This window comes from Indolivaga capnocytophagoides, assembly GCF_036511535.1.
Classification (GTDB): domain Bacteria; phylum Bacteroidota; class Bacteroidia; order Bacteroidales; family Dysgonomonadaceae; genus Dysgonomonas_A; species Dysgonomonas_A capnocytophagoides.
Genome location: NZ_AP028867.1, coordinates 2,488,054 through 2,506,967, shown reverse-complemented (window position 1 = coordinate 2,506,967; position 18,914 = coordinate 2,488,054). Strand labels below are relative to the sequence as shown.

General features: G+C 36.4%; 16 protein-coding genes. 13 read left to right on the top strand and 3 right to left on the bottom strand.

Going from position 1 to position 18,914, the window contains the following annotated elements:
- Window positions 1-5: 5 nt before the first annotated feature.
- The 8 genes from AABJ51_RS10085 to AABJ51_RS10050 all read left to right on the top strand — a co-directional run bounded on the left by AABJ51_RS10085 (window position 6) and on the right by AABJ51_RS10050 (window position 11,987).
- Complete coding sequence (locus AABJ51_RS10085; protein WP_338372416.1) at window positions 6-1,163, top strand: BT3233 family polysaccharide utilization protein; 1,158 nt, start codon at window positions 6-8, stop codon at window positions 1,161-1,163.
- Window positions 1,164-1,178: 15 nt separating this feature from the next.
- Window positions 1,179-2,216: a PfkB family carbohydrate kinase gene (locus AABJ51_RS10080; RefSeq protein ID WP_338372415.1), complete on the top strand. Its 1,038-nt coding sequence runs from the start codon at window positions 1,179-1,181 to the stop codon at window positions 2,214-2,216.
- 35 nt (window positions 2,217-2,251) lie between these two features.
- Window positions 2,252-3,046: a gluconate 5-dehydrogenase gene (locus AABJ51_RS10075; RefSeq protein WP_338372414.1), complete on the top strand. Its 795-nt coding sequence runs from the start codon at window positions 2,252-2,254 to the stop codon at window positions 3,044-3,046.
- 174 nt (window positions 3,047-3,220) lie between these two features.
- Complete coding sequence (locus AABJ51_RS10070) at window positions 3,221-3,892, top strand: bifunctional 4-hydroxy-2-oxoglutarate aldolase/2-dehydro-3-deoxy-phosphogluconate aldolase (RefSeq protein WP_338372413.1); 672 nt, start codon at window positions 3,221-3,223, stop codon at window positions 3,890-3,892.
- 27 nt (window positions 3,893-3,919) lie between these two features.
- Window positions 3,920-5,320, top strand: a complete 1,401-nt coding sequence (locus tag AABJ51_RS10065; RefSeq protein ID WP_338372412.1) for a PTS galactitol transporter subunit IIC — start codon at window positions 3,920-3,922, stop codon at window positions 5,318-5,320.
- Between the two features lie 18 nt (window positions 5,321-5,338).
- Window positions 5,339-6,241, top strand: a complete 903-nt coding sequence (gene kduI, locus AABJ51_RS10060; protein WP_338372411.1) for a 5-dehydro-4-deoxy-D-glucuronate isomerase — start codon at window positions 5,339-5,341, stop codon at window positions 6,239-6,241.
- 898 nt (window positions 6,242-7,139) lie between these two features.
- Window positions 7,140-9,383, top strand: a complete 2,244-nt coding sequence (locus AABJ51_RS10055) for a glycoside hydrolase family 95 protein (RefSeq protein WP_338372410.1) — start codon at window positions 7,140-7,142, stop codon at window positions 9,381-9,383.
- Window positions 9,384-9,413: 30 nt separating this feature from the next.
- On the top strand, window positions 9,414-11,987 hold the full coding sequence (locus AABJ51_RS10050) for a glycoside hydrolase family 2 protein (protein ID WP_338372409.1): 2,574 nt from the start codon (window positions 9,414-9,416) through the stop codon (window positions 11,985-11,987).
- 237 nt (window positions 11,988-12,224) lie between these two features.
- Here the strand turns inward: AABJ51_RS10050 and AABJ51_RS10045 are convergent, their stop codons facing one another.
- Both AABJ51_RS10045 and AABJ51_RS19385 read right to left on the bottom strand, forming a co-directional pair.
- Window positions 12,225-13,448, bottom strand: a complete 1,224-nt coding sequence (locus AABJ51_RS10045) for an alpha/beta hydrolase family protein (RefSeq protein WP_338372408.1) — start codon at window positions 13,446-13,448, stop codon at window positions 12,225-12,227.
- 26 nt (window positions 13,449-13,474) lie between these two features.
- Window positions 13,475-13,696 (bottom strand): DUF2798 domain-containing protein, encoded by a 222-nt coding sequence (locus AABJ51_RS19385; RefSeq protein ID WP_353527697.1) that lies wholly within the window; start codon window positions 13,694-13,696, stop codon window positions 13,475-13,477.
- A gap of 133 nt (window positions 13,697-13,829) precedes the next feature.
- Between AABJ51_RS19385 and AABJ51_RS10040 the strand changes: the two genes are divergently transcribed.
- The 4 genes from AABJ51_RS10040 (at window position 13,830) to AABJ51_RS10025 (ending at window position 15,889) form a co-directional block, all read left to right on the top strand.
- Window positions 13,830-14,132, top strand: a complete 303-nt coding sequence (locus AABJ51_RS10040) for a MerR family transcriptional regulator (RefSeq protein ID WP_338372407.1) — start codon at window positions 13,830-13,832, stop codon at window positions 14,130-14,132.
- A 26-nt stretch (window positions 14,133-14,158) separates the two neighbouring features.
- A complete protein-coding gene (locus AABJ51_RS10035) occupies window positions 14,159-14,563 on the top strand; it encodes an NUDIX hydrolase (RefSeq protein WP_338372406.1) in 405 nt (134 codons plus the stop codon).
- A 142-nt stretch (window positions 14,564-14,705) separates the two neighbouring features.
- A complete protein-coding gene (locus AABJ51_RS10030; RefSeq protein WP_338372405.1) occupies window positions 14,706-15,065 on the top strand; it encodes a cupin domain-containing protein in 360 nt (119 codons plus the stop codon).
- Window positions 15,065-15,889: a GNAT family N-acetyltransferase gene (locus AABJ51_RS10025; protein WP_338372404.1), complete on the top strand. Its 825-nt coding sequence runs from the start codon at window positions 15,065-15,067 to the stop codon at window positions 15,887-15,889. Before AABJ51_RS10030 ends, AABJ51_RS10025 begins: the two co-directional genes overlap by 1 nt.
- 273 nt (window positions 15,890-16,162) lie before the next feature.
- Here AABJ51_RS10025 and AABJ51_RS10020 read toward each other — a convergent pair whose 3' ends face one another.
- Window positions 16,163-16,321 carry a transposase gene (locus tag AABJ51_RS10020; RefSeq protein WP_338372403.1) on the bottom strand — a complete coding sequence of 53 codons (159 nt, stop codon included), beginning with the start codon at window positions 16,319-16,321 and terminating at the stop codon, window positions 16,163-16,165.
- A 9-nt stretch (window positions 16,322-16,330) separates the two neighbouring features.
- On the opposite strand from AABJ51_RS10020, the gene AABJ51_RS10015 reads away from it, so the two are divergent.
- A complete protein-coding gene (locus AABJ51_RS10015; RefSeq protein WP_338372402.1) occupies window positions 16,331-17,953 on the top strand; it encodes a M16 family metallopeptidase in 1,623 nt (540 codons plus the stop codon).
- Window positions 17,954-18,914: the final 961 nt, after the last annotated feature.

The following is an 18,914-nucleotide window of genomic DNA, read 5'->3' as shown; positions in this document are numbered from 1 at the left end:
TTCTGATGAAAATAGCAATATTTATTACCGTATTGATGCTGTCAGGGCTATCTTGTATAGGGAAAAAACCGATAAAAATCCTTGTCTCAAATCCGTTGGCTATTGACAGATTAAATGAAATTGTAGAACTGCCTATTTCTGAACTAGAGAATCGGATAATCTTACAAGACGGCATGAGCGTCCTGGTCAAGAACCAAGCAGGAACAATTATCCCCTCTCAGGTAACCTATGACGGTAAGTTAATTTTTCTTTTCTCGGTAAAAAAAAATGATACTGTAAGTTATACAATTTCCGTTGATACATTACGGACTTATGAATCTCAGGTTTTCGGTCGTCACTATCCCGAACGCAAAGGCGACTTTGCCTGGGAGAACGACCGTGTCGGGTTTCGTTTCTATGGAAAGGAACTGAAAGAAATACAAGCCCCGACAAGTGCACTTGACCTATGGTACAAACGCACGGATAAGTTAGTCTTGGATGAATGGTACAGAAAAGATTTATCAGGAGAAGCATCCTATCACGTAGACCATGGCGAAGGTTGTGATCCCTACGGCGTAGGTCAAACCCTTGGAGGAGGCAATATGGCGATTTTTGCAGATAGTATATTGCATCTGAATGAAAATTTTGAAAGCTTCGAAGTTTTGGACAATGGGCCATTACGAGTCACTTTCAGACTGACTTACCCTGCTTTAATAATTAATGGGCAGGAAATTGCCGAAACCAAAACGGTTTCACTTGATGCCGGTAGCCAATTAACAAAAATCGTTCAGGAATATACAGTATCAGAGCCTCTGGTAGTGGTGGCAGGCTTTCCTAAAAGACAAACAGGTGATTCCACCCTCTATCAGAAAGGGCAAAATTATTTTGTATATCAGGAGCCTGTAAGTGAAGAAAACGGACAAATTTATTTGGGTATTCTTATTCCGGAAGGCATAGATCATGTATTTATCAGTGAGAAAACACAAATTGGTAACGCTACAACTACTCTTACTTCACAACCGAATGTAGTAGCCTCTACTACTTATACATCAAATAAACCAATTGTATATTACACCGGATTTGGTTGGAATAAGTACGGTTTTGAAAGTGTAGAAGCATTCGATAAATATATGCAGGAGCACAGCCAAAAGCTGGAGCAACCATTAACAATAACGATAAAATAAAGAAATTATTCACGTATGAAAAAAGTAGTTACTTTCGGAGAAATCATGTTGCGTCTGGCAACACCCGGATATCAGCGATTCATTCAATCAAACAACCTAAATGCCACCTTTGGGGGTGGAGAAGCTAATGTCGCAGTCTCACTATCTAATTATGGCATTCCAACAGACTTTGTAACACGTCTCCCTCAGAATGATATAGCTGATTGGTGCATATCTGACCTGCGAAAGTACAATGTCGGTGTAAAAAATATTCTCAGAGGCGGTGACCGTGTAGGTATTTATTTTTTGGAAACAGGAGCAGTAGCCCGCGCCTCGAAAGTCGTTTATGACCGTGCCAATTCAGCTATTGCTGACATCAAACCCGGTATGATAAATTGGCGTGAGATATTTAAGGATGCCCAATGGTTTCATTGGACAGGAATTACTCCTGCCCTGTCGCAGGGAGCAGCAGACGCATGTCTCGAAGCTATTAGAATAGCGAATGAGATGGGAGTCACTGTTTCTACCGACCTTAATTATCGCAAAAACCTTTGGAAATATGGTAAAACAGCCAGCGAGGTAATGCCTGCATTGGTAGAAGGCTGTGACATTATTTTAGGTAATGAAGAAGATGCAGAAAAAGTCTTTGGCATCAAGCCCGAAGGTTTCGATGTCGCGCATACAGGCGGAGAAGTTGATGCCGCCGAATTTGAATCGGTATGTACCCAGATGATGAAACGTTTCCCTCGTGCCAAGAAAGTGATTGTCACATTGAGAGGTTCTATCAATGCAAACCATAATACCTGGGGTGGATGCTTGTATTCAGATAAGCTCTATCAGTCGAAACGTTATGACATTACTCATATCGTAGATAGAGTAGGAGGAGGCGACTCGTTCATGGGTGGCTTAGTTTATGGATTGATTACCTATCCAAGCGATGATCAGAAAGCGTTGGAGTTTGCCGTTGCGGCTTCATGCCTGAAACATACAGTTTATGGCGACTTCAATTTGGTAACAGTATCAGAGGTTGAAAACCTAATGAAGGGCGATGGTTCGGGTCGAGTATCAAGATAAATTATTAACTAACAAACTAAATAAAATAAAGAAATATGTTTAATCAATTTTCATTAGAAGGAAAAGTCGCTCTTGTAACAGGAGCATCGTATGGTATCGGGTTCGCTATTGCTTCGGCATTAGCCAAAGCTGGCGCAAAAATAGTATTTAACGATATAAATCAACAAGCCGTAGATAAAGGATTGGCATCTTATAAGGAAGTAAATATAGAAGCCAAAGGCTATGTCTGTGATGTGACAAATGAAGACGGTGTTAACGCCATGGTCACCCAGATAGAAAAAGAAGTGGGTGTTATTGATATTCTTGTGAACAATGCGGGTATCATTAAACGTGTGCCTATGCATGAGATGTCGGCAGCCGAATTTCGTCAGGTAATAGATATCGATCTGAACGGTCCGTTTATCGTAGCTAAAGCTGTTATCCCAAGTATGATGAAAAAAGGACATGGTAAAATCATCAATATTTGTTCGATGATGAGCGAATTGGGGCGTGAAACCGTATCAGCTTATGCGGCAGCTAAAGGAGGACTGAAAATGCTTACTCGTAATATCTGTTCCGAATATGGCGAATACAACATCCAATGTAATGGTATCGGTCCAGGCTATATCGCTACGCCTCAAACAGCTCCACTCCGCGAGAAGCAAGCTGACGGATCGCGCCATCCGTTTGATTCGTTTATCATTGCTAAGACACCTGCTGCCCGTTGGGGTACACCGGAGGATTTGCAAGGTCCTGCTGTATTTCTGGCGTCAGAAGCTTCCAACTTCGTAAACGGACATGTATTGTATGTAGACGGAGGTATTCTGGCTTATATAGGGAAACAACCATAAATAAGATTGAATTAGGTATTCAAAGTTGGATTGCTTGTTTTAGATCAGCAGGAGGTGCTTCGTAGTAAAAACCTTCTGCTTTAATAGCCTAATTGTACATGAGAAAGATAATAATTGAAACAGATAGATATAACCATCTATCAAAGACCTTTTTTTACTCAAAAATTAATAGATATGTCGAAGTTTACACGTATAGAAGTTTTTTTTGCAATGCAGAAAGCACCGATCATTCCGGTTTTCTATCACAAAGATATAGAAGTTGCTAAACAGATCGTCAAAGCCTGTTACGAAGGTGGAGTCAGAGCCTTTGAGTTTACCAATAGGGGCGATTTTGCCCATGAGATATTTGGCGAGCTGAATAAGTGGGTCTCCAAAGAATGTCCCGATATGATAATGGGTATTGGTTCTATTGTCGATGCTCCCACAGCATCGCTTTATATGCAGTTAGGAGCCAATTTTATTGTTGGTCCTTTGCTTAATCCTGACATTTTTAAGGTTTGTAATCGCCGTCAGGTAGCTTATATTCCTGGATGTGGCACGGTATCGGAAGTGGGCTTAGCTCAAGAACTAGGTGCAGAAGTAGTGAAAGTATTTCCAGGTGATGTCGTTGGTTCGTCTTTTGTAAAAGGAGTGAAAGCTCCAATGCCTTGGACCAATATGATGGTAACAGGAGGAGTAGCTCCCACAGAAGAGAATTTGAGCAAATGGTTTCAGGCAGGTGTTACTTGTGTCGGGATGGGTTCCAATCTCTTTCCCAAAGAAGCTATTGCACAAGAAGATTGGAAGCAAATTACTCAATTATGTAAAGATGCTTTTCTTATTGTAGACAAGATAAAAACTCAATGATATAAAATAATTAAAATATGAAGATCTATGATTGAATCATTCTCTTTAGCTCTCGAATCAGCTTTTAGCTATATAATAGGTTTGGGAGCTCCTGTTATGATGCCTATATTATTTACTATTTTGGGTATATGTATCGGTATCAAACCCGGCAAAGCGGTAAAAAGCGGCTTGTTGGTTGGTGTCGGTTTTATAGGACTGTCCATTATTACGGCTTTGCTGACTAGCGCTCTTGGGCCTGCTTTGAATAAAATGGTTGAGATTTATGACCTCCAACTCAAGGTATTCGATATGGGATGGCCTGCCGCAGCTAGTATTGCGTATAATACTTCTGTAGGAGCATTTGTTATTCCAGTGTGCTTGGGTGTCAATTTGCTGATGCTGATAACTAAAACGACTAAAACCGTTAATATAGACCTTTGGAACTATTGGCATTTTGCCTTCATCGGAGCATTGGCTTATTATACTACGGACAGTATATTCTGGGGATTCTTCGCAGCCGTTATTTGCTACATCATCACTCTTATTGTAGCGGATTGGATGGCTCCACGATTCCAAAAATTCTATGAGAATATGGAAGGTATATCTGTTCCGCAGCCTTTTACTACAGGTTTTGCTCCGATTGCTTTGGTGCTAAACAAAGCATTGGACTTGATTCCGGGTATCAATAAAATTAATATCGATGCTGAAGGACTGAAAAAGAAATTCGGATTGTTGGGCGAACCTCTCTTTTTAGGGGTAATCGTAGGTGCTGGGATAGGTATTCTTGCTCAGTATGAGCTTCCCAAAGTATTGATGTTGGGCGTACAGATGGGTGCTGTGATGGAACTCATCCCAAGAATTACTAGTCTGTTCATAGAAGGACTTAAACCAATAGCAGAAGCAACGAAGGAAATGATTGGCAAGAAATTTAAGAAAAGTGCGGGCTTATATATAGGAATGAGCCCTGCTTTGGTCTTAGGGCATCCGGCTACGCTCGTTGTTTCTCTGTTGCTTATTCCGGTAGTGTTGCTACTATCTGTCGTTCTTCCGGGTAATGAATTTTTGCCGCTGGCTTCTTTGGCAGGTATATTTTACTACTTCCCATTGATCCTTCCTATAACCAAAGGAAATGTATTTAAAACATTTTTGATAGGACTTATCATTCTAATTGGAGGTGTATATCTGGTAACAAACTTGGCTCCTTACTTCACTCTTGCTGCTCAGGATGTATATGCTCGCACACAAGATGCAGCTGTAAGAATCCCTGATGGCTTTTCGGAGGCAGCAGCACTTGACTTTGCATCCAGTCCGTTAGCATGGGGCATCTATCATCTGACTGCCAGCATCAAGATCATAGGACCTATTGTGCTAGGCTTAGGTACTTTGGCATTGATGATCTGGAATAGAATGAGAATAGTAAAGCAATCAAAACAAGAATCAAACATTTAACAATAAACAAAATCAGAAATGAAAAAAGTATTATTGGCACTAGCCATTGCAATGACAACAGTATTACAATTATCTGCACAAGATGTAAAATATGAAGTGCGGTATGCGACTAATCCCACTGATTTTAAAAGCTACGAAACAGAACGTCTGAGAAAAGATTTTTTGATGGAGAAAGTCTTTGAAAAAGATCAAATCAATTTGGTATATACGATGTACGACCGCTTTATTGTAGGAGGAGCATTTCCTGTAAGCAAATCGGTAAAGTTAGAGACCATTGATCCATTGAAAGCACCTAATTTTCTTCACAGAAGAGAGCTGGGAATCATCAATGTGGGTGGAACAGGAAAAGTGAAAGTTGGTGATAAAGAATATACACTCAAGTTCAAAGAGGCACTCTATGTTGGTAGTGGAGACCATGAGGTAATCTTTTCGTCGAACAACTCTTCGGAACCGGCCAAGTTTTATATCAATTCGGCTCCCGCGCATACTTCATATCCTACAAAACTAATAACAATGAAGGAAGCCAATGTGATCAAAGCAGGATCTATGGAAGATTCAAATGCACGGACAATCAATCAGTTGATCGTTAAAGAAACAGTACAAATATGTCAACTACAAATGGGATTGACTGAGCTTGCGTCCGGTAGTGTCTGGAATACAATGCCTGCACACACGCACGATAGACGAATGGAAGCTTATTTCTATTTTCAAGTTCCTACCGATCAGGCTGTATGCCACTTTTTGGGAGAACCACAAGAGACTCGTCATATCTGGTTACATAACGAACAAGCGGTGCTCTCTCCCGAATGGTCTATCCACTCTGGAGCAGGGACTTCTAACTATATGTTTATCTGGGGGATGGCAGGAGAAAATCTTGACTATGGGGATATGGATAAAATAAATCCAGTAGATTTGAAATGATTTAAGGTCTAGCTGAAGAAGGAATACGATCATTAGATTTATCTTGATATGAAGACTCTTATTGACAGGATGCAATGCAGAATGTGTCAATAAATCAACCCAATGGAGATGTTGTAATTAATATGAAATGGCCTGAGCGGAGATTACATCCAATTAATCAAGATACTTTAGATTGCAATGATATACTTAAATCAGATCAAAATTCAGATTGTTAATGTTGTTATATGGCATATTTGTTTTACTTAATGCTTCTCATAAAGTATTAATGTATAAGTTAGTGTTGGTCTTTAAGTGATATATTATAAGCTATTCATGGTTTTAGCTCTTTTTTCTAAAAGAGCTGAGATGTATTAAAAGATTGATTAAACAGTCACCCTTGATTAAATATAAAATAGCGAGGGTGATTATTATTTTTTAAATCATAAAATAAATACTTTGTCCAAAATTCATATTATCAAGGTAAACTTTTAATCTGAGTTTATGGTAAACTATCCTTTGTGTAGTAATTTTTGATATTTATTCAAAATAAAAATTAAAATACAATTCTTTAGTAAATCTTTATTATTAAAATAAAGATTTACTAAAGAACCTAAAATCAACTTTCTGGTGAAGTAGTAACGCAAAGGTTTGCGTATTTTTTAGGGGTTATTAGTTATAATGCTCTTTTATTTTAAAGTATATTAGTATTTCAATGATATTTTTTTACTACTCAGCTCAACATAATATTTGTTAATAATATAAATAGTTCTAATGTATACTAAGTCATCTAATTGGTTAAAAAATAAAATACTATACCAAATAACAGTTTTAGTATTTCATACAATATAAAAACTGTTATTTTAATAATGAATTACAGATTAACTATTTATAATCACAAAAGTCAATTTATATAAATATCATGATCAAAAAACTAAAGGCTTTTATTCTTTTTTCTTTTCTTTCAATTACTGTTTTTGGACAAAAAGATCTCAAGTTATGGTACGACAAACCAGCTGTCGAATGGATGACTTCAGCCCTCCCTATTGGTAATGGAGAACTGGGCGGAATGTTTTTCGGAGGAGTTGAAACCGAACATTTGCAATTCAATGAAAAATCATTGTGGCAAGGAAGTCCAAAGGTCAGAGGAGCATATCAAAACTTCGGAGATCTGTATCTCGATTTTCCTTCGCATAGAAATTATACCGATTATAAACGTATACTTTCTTTAAATGATGCCATCGGGACTGTGACATACAAAGTGAACGGGGTTTCATATTTACGTGAGTATTTTGTAAGCAACCCCGACAGCGCAATAGTCATGCGGATAAGCTCACCTGGAAATAAAGGTAAGATATCATTTTCAGTTAATCTAAAAGATGCACATCATACTGGCGAAAATCAAGTTAAAGAGAACATATTCACAATAAAGGGTAAACTCAATTTGATTTCGTATAATGCCCAAGTCAAAGTAATTAACGAATCGGGTCAATTAACTTCGACTCAAGATGAAATTTTAGTTGAAAATGCTGATGCCGTGACCATATTACTGACAGCAGACACTAATTACGATTTATATTCAAGTAACTATATTGGAGAAACAGAGAATCAATTGCAGAAAAGGCTGTTCGATAGAATAAGTTCTGCGTCATCTAAAACATATGCTTTATTGAAAGAAAGACACCTAAAAGACTATCAGCTTCTTTTTGACCGGGTGCAACTAGACTTAGGTGCAACGACGCCTGACATTCCTACTGATGAGTTAATACGAAAGCATAAAGAAAGTATTTACCTAGATGCACTTTATTTTCAGTATGGTCGTTATCTCATGTTGAGTTCCTCCAGAGGTATGGATTTACCAAATAATCTACAAGGCATTTGGAACAATGATAATATGCCCCCTTGGGAGTGTGATATACATACCAATATCAATATCCAAATGAATTACTGGCCTGCAGAAAGTACTAATCTTTCAGAATGCCATTTGCCTTTTATTAATTATATAAAAACAGAAGCGTTAAGAGAAGGAGGTTCATGGAGACAATTAGCTGAAAATATAGGTGCTCGAGGATGGACTTTGAATACACAGAGCACTATTTTCGGACATACAGACTGGAATGCTAACCGTCCGGCTAACGCATGGTATTGTATGCACCTTTGGCAGCATTATGCTTATTCGAATGATGTTGAATATTTGGAAAAGACAGCATTTCCTGTGATGAAAAGTGCATGTGAATTTTGGTTCGACCGATTAAAAGAAGATACTAATGGTAAATTGGTAGCACCCGATGAATGGTCTCCAGAACAAGGAGACTGGGAAGATGGAGTAGCCTATGCCCAACAACTCATTTGGGAATTGTTTAATCAGACACTGAAAGCATCCCAAATAATAAACGCTGATCCAGAATTTGTAAATACATTGAAGATAAAATTTGCAAAGTTGGACAACGGGATTGAGATTGGAGATTGGGGGCAGATTCGTGAATGGAAAATTCAACCTGACATAAAAGGGAATGATCACCGACATCTTTCACATTTGATGGCTCTTTATCCAGGTAATCAGATCTCATATCATCTGAATAAAACCTATGCTGATGCAGCAAAAATTTCATTAGAGTCAAGAGGTGATGAAGGAACCGGTTGGAGTCGGGCTTGGAAAATAGCATGCTGGGCACGTTTATTTGATGGTGATCATGCGTATAAACTGCTAAAAGCAGCATTACATCGTTCTACCCTTACTGTTATCAGTATGGATAATGATAAAGGAGGAGTATATGATAATCTCTTTGATTCACACCCCCCATTTCAGATTGATGGAAATTTTGGAGCAACAGCAGGAATTGCAGAAATGCTTCTTCAAAGTAATTTAGGTTTTATTCATATTCTGCCGGCTTTACCTTCGGCATGGACAAAAGGAAGTATAAAAGGACTAAAAGCCGAAGGAAATTTCACTGTCAACATAAACTGGGAAGATAGTAAACCTATAGTATGTACTATATATTCCGGATCAGGAAATAAATGTAGCTTATATTCTGACCTGAAAATAAATAAAGTTGTAGATCAAAAAGGGAGGTCTATAAAAATCAAAAAAGATAAAGCAGGATTTTTCTCTTTTGAAACAAAAGAAAGAGAAATATACAGTATCTCTTTTTCTGATAATAAATAATTGAAACAATTTCAAAATAAAAAATAAAAAATGAAGAAACTGATTACTTTTCTAGCGTTTGTCATTTTTATCAGTAATTATTTATCTGCTACAGAAGTCCGACAAAAAATTAATTTGAATCGGGAATGGAAATTCAAACTAGGTGATTACGGTGAAGCAAAAGATTCGACTTATGACGATTCTGAATGGGAGGATATTGGATTACCCCATTCATTTAGTATTCCTTATTTCATGTCAAAAGACTTCTATGTAGGATATGGTTGGTACCGAAAAACCTTAAATATTCCCCCCAATTATATTGGAAAAAAAATTTCAATTGAATTTGAGGGGGCTTTCCAAGTGACAGAGTTATTTATTAATGGCAAGAAAGTTGGCCAACATAAAGGCGGATATACTGGGTTTATATTCGACATAACTGATTACATCAAAGAAGGAGATAATAAAGTTGCAGTAAGAGTAAATAATTTATGGAATGCAGGTCTGGCTCCACGTGCGGGCGAGCATGCTTTTTCGGGAGGTATTTACCGTGATGTTTTTCTACATGTTACGAATCCTGTACATATAGCATGGTATGGAACATTTGTTACAACCCCTGAAGTGTCGAAAGAACAAGCAATTGTAAATATAAAAACCGAGATTAAGAACCAAGAAATAAAAACGAAGAATATTGAGTTAATATCTAGAATATACGATCCTAGTGGCAAGATAGTCTCAACAATTAAGTCAAAACAGCAAGTTTTATCAGGACAAAGCTATATTTTTGATCAAACTTCCACAGTAATAAAGAATCCTCTACTGTGGCATTTTAATTCTCCAAAGTTATATGAGATTGTTACCGAAGTATATGATGGTAAGAAACTGGTGGATAATTATAATACTACGTTTGGAATCCGTTGGTTTGAATGGACTAATGACAAGGGGTTCTTTCTGAATGGAGAGCATGTATATCTTAAAGGAGCTAATGTCCACCAAGACCATGCAGGATGGGGCGATGCGGTAACAGATGCCGGGATTCGGCGAGATGTCCAAATGGTAAAAGATGCCGGTTTCAATCTTATTAGAGGTTCACACTATCCCCACGATCCGGCTTTTTCGAGAGCATGTGATGAGATAGGTCTACTTTTCTGGTCAGAGAATGCGATATGGGGGACAGGTGGTTTTTCTGATTCAGACGGATATTGGAATGCAAGTGCTTATCCGATCTTTGAAGAAGACGAAGCCGATTTTAATGCAAGTGCAAAACAACAATTGACCGAACTGATCAGGATACATCGCAATCATCCGTCTATTATTGTATGGAGTATGTGTAATGAACCATTTTTTACAGCTTCCAAAACATTAGATAATATGAAAAAACTATTACGGGAATCTGTAGAACTTTCGCACCAGCTTGACCCAACACGCCCTGCCGCAATTGGTGGAGCTCAGCGCCCATTAAGTAACGACCGTATAGACAAATTAGGGGATATTGCAGGCTATAATGGAGATGGAGGAGTTCTACCCGATTTCCAAAATCCAGGTATCCCGAATATGGTTTCTGAATATGGAAGCGTAACAGCTGAACGTCCTGGAGAATATGATCCAGGATGGGGTGACCTTGCTAAAAATGATTCTTATAAAGGTTATCCTTGGCGCAGCGGACAAGCAGTGTGGTGTGCATTTGATCACGGTAGTATAGCAGGAAGTGCATTGGGGAAAATGGGCATTGTCGATTATTTCCGTATTCCTAAACGGGCATGGTATTGGTATCGCAATGAATATATGGGTATAGCTCCTCCTGAATGGCCTATGGAGGGGAAACCTGCTCAGATCGTGGTACAAGCTGATAAAATGAAAAACGTACAAACCGATGGAACTGATGATGTAATGCTTACTATTACAATACAAGATGAGATGGGGAAACATATCAGTAATTCTCCCTATGTAACATTGGATGTCATATTTGGTCCTGGAGAATTCCCTACGGGTTCATCGATTACATTTAGCCGTGATAGTGATATACGGATACTGGATGGTTTAGCCGCAATTGAGTTTCGCTCTTATTATGCTGGCGAAACTGTAATAAGAGCGACTTCTGAAGGTTTACCATCTACCGATATTAAGATTAATTTTGTGGGGAACACTCCTTATGTCGAAGGAGTGACACCTAAGACCCTAGACAGAGTATACAAACGCTTCACAAAAGAAGGTCAACCCAATATTATCCAAACTTTTGGACGAAACAACCCTACTTTTCCAAGTTCATCTTCCATAAATAACACGGGGGGCAAAGCAACAGATGGAGATAAGAATACATGGTGGGAAGCTGCTAGTAATGACTCTTCTCCTTATTGGGTTTTAGATACAGAGAGAGGATTGTCCATAACCGGAATAAAGATATGGTTTCCTCAATCACTAGCATACAAATATGTAGTTGAAGTATCGAATGATAAGATTGATTGGCTGAAAATCTACGATAATTCAATAAATAAGAAAAATGAAAAAGAAAAGCATATAGCAGTTCCCAATAATACAAAAGGACGATTTGTTAGACTTCGATTTACCGACAATATTATAACTCCTCAGATTGCCGAGGTTGAAGTATTGGGGAGCGTAAATGAATAATTCTGCGAATTTGATAGTTCTTTTTATATACAATGAAATTAACAAGGGTAGAGAAAAATATTTTTCTCTACCCTTGTTAATTATTTAATTTGAGAGAAGATATAACAGAGTATTATTTCTCAACCACTATTATCTTGATATTATTATACTTTAAATTCTACTTTCTCCTGAAATAACTCAATGATTATAATTATATATAAAAGAACTGAATCTAAATAAGTAGAATGTTTAATATAATTATGTATCATAAAATAGATTGATACTATTATAGTAGCTAAAAACATCGTCTAACCAATCAAACATAACTTGATGAAAAAGATCGTGATTACCTTCTTGGCAATGTTCTTCTGCTCCTTCTTCTTTTGTAAATACACGAATGGTTTTCGGGGCTTGAATGGAATTAACAAGTTCCTCCAACTGATTTTCTGACACAAAATGATCTGCTTCTCCCATAGTGAGCAATATCGGACATTGTATTTTTTCGGAAATACCTCGCAAAGTAGTACGTTTCATTTCATCAAAAACTTCGTAACGGTGCGTTAAACCGTACACCCATTTACCATTATTCAATAACCATCTTAGGTTAGAATTATTCTCTTCTGCTTTTGCTAGCACGGCTTCTTTTTGTTCGTTGGGTAATTCCATGACGGCTTTCAGTTGCGGATTTTGGTTAAGCGTAGATTCGTAAGTGTCATAAAATACGTTGAATGCAATTACTGCTTTAATTCTTGTATCAAAAGCTGCTGCACGAGGAGCAAAATAGCCACCTAAACTCATTCCCAACAATGCCACTTTATCATAGTCCACATCGTTTCTTTTTTCAAGATAATCCAAAGCCGCACCTACAGGAACTTCTGTGTCGTAACGCATTTTTAGGTTTTGTTTACGAAGGGCTTCACCTTGTCCAGGAAGTTCAAAAATCAAACAATTGTATCCTCTTTTTATCGCAGGAGCAGCTCCACAAAAATACAATTCTTGTAAGGTAGAGTCGTAACCACCAATAAAAAGCAATGTAGGCAAAGGCTTTTGTGCATTATAATTTGGAACGCCATAAAAGTAACCTTTCAAATAGGTGTCTTGATATAGGATTTCTACAATTTCAAAATGCGTTTCGTGAAGTTCCATTGCTTTCTCGAAAGTTTTTACACTTTTGTCAAAACTTTCTGTACGACGAGGATCTGTTCCGTCCAAGAAAAATTCGCCTGTTCTGTAGTAATTGTGAGCTCGTAAATATGCTTCTCTCGCACTCTCTTTATGCTTTCCCTTTAAGCAAGCATCTCCAATTCTTTCTACACGTTCGGCAGTTTTCTCCCACTCTTCAAACCAACTATTAAAATCCCCTTCTTTTATACGCTCGGCAGTGGCCAAAGCTTCTCCAATACTAGCTCCTTGGTAGCCAGCATATGTTACTGCTCTCAACAGTTCGAATGAGAATGCTTGGTCGTTAAAATATAATTTCATTTTTCTTATTTTTTAGTTAAAACTTATCATTTAAAAATCTTGTTGACAAAAAATGTTGCGGTTGGTATGATCAAAAATGCCATCAAATATCCAATTGGGAATAGATATATCCACGACTCTAAAAACTGATAAGCCCATCCTTTTTTCCAACCAAAATTTTTCATTACTGCTACAAATGTTAGAATACCACTCATAGGAAGTACTACAAATAGCGTGTGGAATATTTTATGGATTAACCTTCTTGTCATTTCCCTAATCTCTTTTTTACAAAAACAACATTTCATGCAATTAAAGTGCTTAAATTGTAGATAATCTACATTGCAAATGTAGAGAATTTATATTTATATTTGCAACAATAATTGTAAATAATCTCCAAAAAAAATGTCAAACGAGTTATTAGATCAAGATTTTGGTTTTTTAGAGAAACTGATTGTAGGAATTGGTGAAGTATCTGAGATAACAGAAATCCCAATTCGTCAAATCCGATATTGGGAAGAAAAAAATATTATACAAAGCGTATCACAAGAAGGTAAAAATAGACGCTATAATTATTACAACATCAAGAAGATGTTGCTCATCAAAGAATTGTTAGACGAAGGATATACCTTAGACGCATCTGCGGAAAAAGTAAAAAAGAGGTTAGAAAAAATTGAGTCCACCCTTCAGAAAATGAATAAAAAATAGCCTTTTAATAAAGAGGATAAATGTAGATGGAAAAATTATATACGGCTGGATTGATCGCAATAAAAGACAATAAATTGCTGTTGGCGTTCAGTAAAAACAAACAAGCGTGGTATTTGCCTGGAGGAAAATTAGACGAAGGCGAAACCTCTAAGGAAGCTTTGTTGAGAGAAATAAAAGAGGAACTAAATGTGGATCTAAATCCAGAAAAATTGAAATATCTCTACCATATCACGGCTCAGGCTTACGGACAAAATCCACCAAAAATGATGGAGCAAGATTGTTTTATTTATGACTTAACGGAAAAAACAAAGCCCAGTAATGAAATAGAGGCGGTGCATTATTTTGATTATGAAACGTATAAAAAAGAACCTGTTCAAGTGCCAGGAGCTTTAGCCGCATTTAAGAAATTAAAAGAGTTGGGATTGATATAAATTTGATGGATAAATTGTGATAAACGCACCGATAATGGGGATAGAAAAATTTCGTAACGGATGCTCCGAACTTAACTCAACAAGCCATAGTAATAGCGGAAAGCCTGCTCTTGGAGCCCATTCAAACTAAAAATAATAAAAAATGAGTACAATAAATATAGCAGAAAAATTTTCACTTTTTAATGAGTTTTGGTCTCCGAAAATAGTGGGCGAACTGAATGGTCAATTTGTGAAACTGGCAAAGTTTAAAGGTGAATTTGTATGGCATCAACACGATGATGAGGATGAGTTGTTTTATGTGGTAAAAGGTGTGTTGAAAATAGAATTTCGGGACAAAACTGAAACCCTACATGCTGGCGAAATGCTGGTTGTCCCTCGTGGTGTGGAGCATAAACCTGTAGCAGACGAGGAGGTGGAAGTGATGCTTTTTGAGCCTGCCTCTACACTCAATACAGGCGATGCTGACAGTGATTTAAGGAAAGAAAAACTGGACTGGATATAATGACTTTCAAAACATTGCACAAGGTTGATTTAGCTTGTTTGACCAAGGTTTTCAATGCTGCATTTAAAGATTATCGGATACCGATGCAATTGACAGAAAACCAGTTGTCTCTTAAATTGTCTACGGAGTTGTACGATGCTAATCTTTCTGTTGGGGCATTTGAGGGAGATAAGTTCGTTGGCTTTATTTTGCATGGATTTCGAGAACATAAAGGTACTCGACGTGTTTATAATATGGGAACCGGTGTTGTACCCGATTATCGTGGTAAAGCTTTGACCAAAAGGATGTATGAATTTATTGTACCTTCTTTAAAGAAAGCACAAATTGACACGATACAATTGGAAGTTTTGGAAAATAACTTGCCTGCCATTGCTACTTATTTGAAAATTGGATTTAAGGAGAGCCACCTGTTAAATTGCTACAAAGGAATAACTACAACGACTACCAATAATGTCGTTGTTGATATTATTACTTCAATTGAAACGCTTCCTGACGCGTTGGTTGTGTCGGATTTTGCGTGGCAAAATGAAGTTGCTTTAATAAATGATAGCAACATATATTTGGGAACTTTTATTAACGGAAAATGTGTAGGCTGCTTGGTTTTAAATCCTTCTGTCAAACGCATTCATTATTTGTATGTGCATGAGGATTTTCGTCGTAAAGGCATTGCTAAATCCTTACTTAATCATGTTGTGCAACGCTATGGAGATGATATTTCAGCCATCAACATAAATGCTAAAAATAAGGATTTATGCTCATTTTTTGAAGCTTTAGGTTTAGTGAATTTTACTCGTCAATATGAGATGAAGTATTATTTTTATTAAATTAATATTTGTTTTAATTGAGGTATCTCTCCTCGGTTTAATCATAAATGCGAAAGCTCTGGCCTGCTAAAAATTATTTTTGAGGATACGACACAATAAAAAAGATGGCATATTTAACGTAAGAACAAAATGTAAGCACTCAATAATTCGATATGAGAACTTTGCGTAACTACTCAAGTTTCTCTTTACTTCTCTTTTTGGTTAAAATTCTCATTTTAGGTCGTTTTTTTTTGTCTCACAAACGTTAGAACATCCTCTTGAAGGTTTTTTCCCTTATTTGATAGAATTGGACACAATTATCCCAGAGGATCGCTTCAAATTGTAGCAAATAGCTTGTAGTACATGCTGAGTGTGAGTCTTGTCTAAACCCATATATCGAGGAGTAGATCTACCAAACCATTTTTTAATACTCCCAAAAGTACGTTCTACCACCCAACGTGATTGGCTGCATATAATAATAGATTGACACAATCAAATGATGCTTATATCGACGAATATGTCAGAAGTTTTCTTGAAGGAGAAGCGACTCCTGGTATAGAGTACGAATATGAAATGATCCAGAGAATATTACCTGCAATAGATACTGAAGCTGTGAATGCGAAACTTGCTCAGTTATTGATCTCTGACAATAATATTGTGACTGTTACAGGTCCCGAGAAAGAGGGATACTCTCTTCCTTCTGAAAATGATCTGAGGAATGTATTTGCACTAGTACAGACAAAGGCTATAGAGCCTTATGTTGAAAAAGAGGTTGCTGATAACTTGATGGGAAATAAACCATTGAAAGGTAAAGTGATATCTGAAAAACACGATAAAATTTTAGGCGTGACAACTTGGGAATTATCTAATGGGATGAAAGTACTATTGAAGCCAACTGAATTCAAAAAAGATGAAATATTAATGGGTTCGATAGGATATGGAGGACGCTCTTGGACGGAAGACAATGAAAGTTTAGAGGCTGCTTTTATCCAGTTTGTTCCTATTTGGGGTGGTATAGGTGATTTTAGTTCAAGCGATTTGAAAAAAGTTTTAGCAGGAAAAAATGCAAATTTGAATGTATCAATTGGTAATTGGACTCAGGGAACCTCGGGCAGTAGTTCGGTCAAAGATATTGAGACTTTACTTCAACTTAATTATTTATATTTCACTAAACCTAGAGCAGATTATGATGTCTTTTCCAATTTTCAGAAGATGTTGATTGATCGCTTTACAAATCTAGAACAAGATCCGGCTTTTGGATTTCAACAACAAGTAACATATTCTAAGTATGGAAATAATCCTAGAATGCAGAATATAACGACATCAGATATTAAGTCTCTTAACTATGAAAAAATAATAGAGTTGTATACAATGTTGTTTGCTAGTCCAGGTTCTTTTACCTTTAGTTTTACAGGAAATATTGACCTTAAAGTGCTAAAACCACTAGTTGAAACTTATTTGGCTTCACTACCATCAGGTAATAAAGATGCTATGTATAATAAAGTGAATATTGGTACTAGAACAGGGAAGTATGAGGTGACTTATGAAGAGCAAATGATGAATCCCAAATCTAAAGTTTTCATCAATTACTCAGGTAATACTGATTACAATCTGAAAAACCAAATTGCGATGAGTGTCCTCAATCAAATTCTAGATATTGTTTATGTGAGAACAATAAGAGAAGATGAAGGTGGAACATATGGCGTAGGTGTTAGTGCTTATGTAAATCGTATACCTAAGAATGAATCAGCCATCACAATGACATTTGATACAAATCCAGAACTGGTGAAGAGGCTTACCGGTCTTATCCACAAAGGTATAGAAGCTATTGCGGAAAATGGTCTGGAAAAGGATGATTTTTCGAAAGTAAGAGCATATATGCTAAAACAGTTTGACGAAGATATTCGTACAAATTCTTATTGGTTTTCGACTATATCAAGTCTTGGATTTTATGACGATGATAGTTATTCTGCATTTAAAAAGACATTAGAAGAATTGTCAATTAATGATATTAAAAGCATAGCTTCTGAATTAATTAATCAAAATAATTTGATTGAAGTAATACAGAATCCTATAAATCAATAAATTCAATACACTACTCATTTTTTACTTGATGACAAAGAGAGTGTCTCATACGAGCACTCTCTTCGTTTATATAATTATCAAGATTCTTTTCGTAATTTGACAAATTGAGCTTTTCTCTATTTGGTAACATCTGTTACATGTGTTTCGATAGAGTTGAAAAAAGACAGTCCAGTCGTAAATACAAACTACACCCGAATATCGGTAACCAATGCCTGCAAGCTCACAAATATGCTATTAATAATGATAAAAGGCTAAATGTTTTACAATCGAAAAGTCCCTACAAATTATTTATTTGTGGGGACTTTTGTGTTAGAATATTATAAATTAATGGGATACTAAATTCGTTATAAATCGAACTTCATATTATAGTTATAATAACTATTTTGTTGATACTTAACTTCACCCTCATCTAGTGTTTGAAATCCTAGTTTAATATAGAAAGTTACATTTTGAGGCAATTGAGTGGTTAATCCGACTATATTATATTTTCTATCTGAATATTACAAGAAATCATATTGAATTAGTTTACTTATTAACATTTCAAATATTAAACAAAACTGAAAGAAAATCTATTGCTAAAAAACAATTTTCATACTTTAATCATAAGAAATCTTGGTTATAGTCTTTTTACTTATATTGATAAATCATGGTATATTAAATGTTTTTATTGAAAAATGTTTATATTTGAAGTAGAAATTTATGCACAGAAAAAGACAGACAAAAGTCAGAAAATAGAAGACTTTTTCTTGATCCCAAAGTGTTCACCCAAGAGATCTTAATATACTTGAAATATAGATTGGTAAACGATTGTAGGAAGGATGTTCACCCTCCTCTCTCTCCGCGGAGATTAAAGCCAAAAGGCGATAAAAAAGAGATAAATCCTACAATATCAACAGATTGTAGGATTTTTTTATGTCTATACTTTTCCATTAGACGACATAAAATAGACACTTTCAGACAA

Bases quoted from the DNA above. Each gene is read 5' to 3' on its own strand.
- AABJ51_RS10085 (WP_338372416.1), top strand. From the start codon at position 6: ATGAAAATAGCAATATTTATTACCGTATTGATGCTGTCAGGGCTATCT.
- AABJ51_RS10080 (WP_338372415.1), top strand. From the start codon at position 1,179: ATGAAAAAAGTAGTTACTTTCGGAGAAATCATGTTGCGTCTGGCAACA.
- AABJ51_RS10075 (WP_338372414.1), top strand. From the start codon at position 2,252: ATGTTTAATCAATTTTCATTAGAAGGAAAAGTCGCTCTTGTAACAGGA.
- AABJ51_RS10070 (WP_338372413.1), top strand. From the start codon at position 3,221: ATGTCGAAGTTTACACGTATAGAAGTTTTTTTTGCAATGCAGAAAGCA.
- AABJ51_RS10065 (WP_338372412.1), top strand. From the start codon at position 3,920: ATGATTGAATCATTCTCTTTAGCTCTCGAATCAGCTTTTAGCTATATA.
- kduI (WP_338372411.1), top strand. From the start codon at position 5,339: ATGAAAAAAGTATTATTGGCACTAGCCATTGCAATGACAACAGTATTA.
- AABJ51_RS10055 (WP_338372410.1), top strand. From the start codon at position 7,140: ATGATCAAAAAACTAAAGGCTTTTATTCTTTTTTCTTTTCTTTCAATT.
- AABJ51_RS10050 (WP_338372409.1), top strand. From the start codon at position 9,414: ATGAAGAAACTGATTACTTTTCTAGCGTTTGTCATTTTTATCAGTAAT.
- AABJ51_RS10045 (WP_338372408.1), bottom strand. From the start codon at position 13,448: ATGAAATTATATTTTAACGACCAAGCATTCTCATTCGAACTGTTGAGA.
- AABJ51_RS19385 (WP_353527697.1), bottom strand. From the start codon at position 13,696: ATGACAAGAAGGTTAATCCATAAAATATTCCACACGCTATTTGTAGTA.
- AABJ51_RS10040 (WP_338372407.1), top strand. From the start codon at position 13,830: ATGTCAAACGAGTTATTAGATCAAGATTTTGGTTTTTTAGAGAAACTG.
- AABJ51_RS10035 (WP_338372406.1), top strand. From the start codon at position 14,159: ATGGAAAAATTATATACGGCTGGATTGATCGCAATAAAAGACAATAAA.
- AABJ51_RS10030 (WP_338372405.1), top strand. From the start codon at position 14,706: ATGAGTACAATAAATATAGCAGAAAAATTTTCACTTTTTAATGAGTTT.
- AABJ51_RS10025 (WP_338372404.1), top strand. From the start codon at position 15,065: ATGACTTTCAAAACATTGCACAAGGTTGATTTAGCTTGTTTGACCAAG.